This window comes from Roseisolibacter sp. H3M3-2 (genome assembly GCF_029211165.1).
GTDB lineage: Bacteria > Gemmatimonadota > Gemmatimonadetes > Gemmatimonadales > Gemmatimonadaceae > Roseisolibacter.
On record NZ_JARGEK010000485.1, the window covers coordinates 1 to 2,930 of the forward strand.

At 75.2% G+C, this 2,930-nt stretch carries 5 protein-coding genes; 3 read left to right on the plus strand and 2 right to left on the minus strand.

Annotated elements, in window-relative coordinates:
* Positions 1-291, minus strand: a 291-nt coding sequence (locus tag PYV61_RS23365) for a DUF4147 domain-containing protein (RefSeq protein ID WP_275836227.1), incomplete at its 3' end; no start/stop codon positions are given.
* 133 nt (positions 292-424) lie between these two features.
* Here PYV61_RS23365 and PYV61_RS23370 point away from each other — a divergent pair.
* The 3 genes from PYV61_RS23370 to PYV61_RS23380 all read left to right on the plus strand — a co-directional run bounded on the left by PYV61_RS23370 (position 425) and on the right by PYV61_RS23380 (position 2,120).
* Complete coding sequence (locus PYV61_RS23370) at positions 425-1,042, plus strand: PEP-CTERM sorting domain-containing protein (RefSeq protein ID WP_275836229.1); 618 nt, start codon at positions 425-427, stop codon at positions 1,040-1,042.
* A 104-nt stretch (positions 1,043-1,146) separates the two neighbouring features.
* Complete coding sequence (locus tag PYV61_RS23375; protein WP_275836231.1) at positions 1,147-1,371, plus strand: CsbD family protein; 225 nt, start codon at positions 1,147-1,149, stop codon at positions 1,369-1,371.
* Between the two features lie 233 nt (positions 1,372-1,604).
* Positions 1,605-2,120, plus strand: a complete 516-nt coding sequence (locus PYV61_RS23380) for a hypothetical protein (RefSeq protein ID WP_275836234.1) — start codon at positions 1,605-1,607, stop codon at positions 2,118-2,120.
* Between the two features lie 131 nt (positions 2,121-2,251).
* Here PYV61_RS23380 and PYV61_RS23385 read toward each other — a convergent pair.
* Positions 2,252-2,930: AI-2E family transporter (locus PYV61_RS23385; RefSeq protein ID WP_275836236.1), on the minus strand; the 679-nt coding region annotated here is incomplete at its 5' end.

The following is a 2,930-nucleotide window of genomic DNA, read 5'->3' on the forward strand; positions in this document are numbered from 1 at the left end:
CGCGCGCACGCCCGGGGGGACGCGGCCGGCGTACCCCGCCGGCACCGTCACTGCGCCGCCGGCGAGGCGCGCCCCCCCGTCGGCGAGCAGCGCCTCGACCGCGCCGGCCGTCGCCAGCGCCGCCTTCCCCGCCCCGACGACCACGACCGCGCGGTAGGCGGCCAGCGGGCGCGGCGCGAGCCCGTCGACGCCGACGCGCGCGACCACGCGGGCGAGCAGCGGCCCCGGCATCGCGCCGGCGACCGCGGCGTCGACGATCGCGCGCGCGTCGGCGACGGGATCCCGTGACATGCCCCGGACGAACGCGACGCGGCGGGCGCGGGCGCAAGGGCGGCGACCGCGGGTGCGGTGATTCCCGGGTGACCGCGCGGCGCAGACTGTCGCGCGTCCCGTACGCCGCCCGTCACGCCGGTCCCCACCGCCCATGCCCAGCCGCCCCGCCCTGCGCCGCGCCGTCGCCGTCGCGCTGGCCGCCGTCCTCGCCGCGCTCCCCACGCGGGCCGAGGCGCAGACGATCACCTACCGCTTCGACGGGAGCGTGTCGCTCGCCAGCGGTGCCGTCGTCCCGGTCGCGTTCACGCTCAGCGGGACGGTCGACCAGGTCACGCCGACGCCGGCCGGCAACGGCTTCCTCGGGCTCTTCAGCAGCCCGCTGACCGGCACGGTGACCCTCGGTGCCGACGTGCTGCCGGTGACCGACTGGGCGACGTTCCTCGTCGACGAGCCGGAGTCGTCGCTGCTGCAGCGGGGGCTCTACTTCCTGCCGGGGACGCCGCTCGACCTGGCGCTGCTGCTGACCGACGGACTCTTCGACACCTACGACCTGCGCACCGCCGTCGCGCCGCGCACGGTGGCGGTCACGACGGTCATCGCCTCGTCGCAGAACCCGACGGGGAGCGGCACCTTCCAGGTCACGCTCGACGGCCAGCCGCCGGTGAACGTCGTGCCGGAGCCGTCGACGTACGCGCTCACCGCGGGCGGCCTGCTCGTGCTCGGCGTGTGGCGGCGGCGCGCGACGGGCGCGGCGCGGAGTGAGGAGTAGTCGACTCCGGCGGTGATGCGGGCACGGCCGATGCCCTAAGGGACGCCCCGCGCAGCGGCAGGCGCGGGCACACACACCCGACTCACCCACACAGGAGCGACCTCATGGACGATTCGACCCGGAAGAGCGGCGAGCAGATCGAGCTCGAGGGCAAGGCGAAGGAGCTCAAGGGGCGCGTGAAGGACGCGCTGGGCGACCTCACCGGCAACTCGCGTCACGACCTCGAGGGGAAGGCGGACAAGCTCGAGGGGAAGGCGCAGCAGAAGCTCGGCCGCGCGCAGCAGGACCTCGAGGACCTGAAGGCCTCGCGGCGCGACGACGTCATGTGACCTGAGACACGCGCGGACCGCGGCGCTGGGGCACTCGTCGCCCGTCAGCGCCGCGGGCCCGCGGGCTCGGGGGAGCCAGGGATTTCCCGCGGAACGTCGCTTGCACCCTCGGGCCCGCGCTTCGCCGTGGGCCGACGCGGGTCCCGGCGGAATCACGCACGAGCAGGGCGCGACGGGGGTCGCGTATGCTCCGCGCGAACCGTGACGCGCCAGGGGGCGCGGAGGAGACAGAGATGCGGAAGCTCATGGCGGGCGTCGCGACGGTACTGGCCGTCGCCTGCGGCGGGAACAAGGACGTGGCCACGACCGACACTGCGGTCACCGGCACCGCCACCGGCACGGTCGCCGGCGACTCGGCGGGGATGATGGCTCCGGGCACGGGGGCGGGGACGACGGCGTCGCTCAGCGACGCGAACACGGGCGCGCAGCTCGACAGCGTCGCCACCGCGGCGCGCGGCGGGCTGACCTCGCTGGCCCCGGCGGTCGCGATCCCGCTCATCCAGTCGATCGAGGACAAGCTCGACAACTCGAACGACCCGGCGCTGACGGACATCGCGAAGGACCTCGAGAAGCTCCGCGAGGAGCTGAACGACGACACCCCGGACGGGCCGGACATCGCGAACATCCTCGAGCGCCTCGGGCCGAAGGTGACCAACGTCGCCAGCAAGGGCGGCGCGGCGTCCGGCACGCTGACCGCGATCGGCAGCGAGCTGTCGAAGGCGGCGACGGCGCTGAAGGGCGGGAAGTAAGGGCTCGATACGGCGAGTTCGGATAGGGCGAACTCGGGAACGACGAATCCGGGTACTGCGAGACCATCGCGGTATCCGGATTCGCCGTTCCCGCGCTCGCCGTTCCCGCGCTCGCCGTTCCCGCGTTCGCCCTATCGGTCCTCCACCCCATCCCCCGCCAGGATCGTCGCCACCCCGCCCATCCCCGGGACGTGACGCGCGGCGATGGCCAGCGCGACGGTGAGCGGCACGGCGAGCAGCGCGCCGAGCGCGCCCCACAGCCAGCCCCAGAACACGATCGACACGAGGACGCCGAGCGGCGACAGCGCCATGAGCCGCCCCTCGAGCTTCGGGTCGACGATGTTGCCGAGCACCAGCTGGAGCGCGCCGAACGCCGCGAACACCAGCCCGACGCGCCCGGGGTCGCCGCCGTCGCCCGCGGCCTGGGCGGCCGCCATCAGCGTCGGCGGGAAGACGGCGAGGAAGGAGCCGACCGTCGGCACGTACTCCAGCAGGAAGGCGAGGAAGCCCCACACCCACGCCAGCGGCAGCCCGAAGGCGAGCGCCAGCAGCCCGCTGCACAGCCCCGTCAGCAGGCTGGTGAGCGTCTTCACCCAGACGTAGCGGCGGAACGCCTGCGCCGACTCGTCCACCGCCGCCATCGTCTCGCGCGCGGTGCGGTCGGCGAGCGCGCGCTCGACGCGGCGGCGCAGCTCCGTCGCCTCGGCCAGGGCGAGGATCGCGATGGCGAGCGCGAGCCCCAGCTCGGCCAGCGTCCCGCCGAGCGCCCCGAGGCCGCGCGCCACCGCGCCCGCGAGCCCGTCGGGGGGG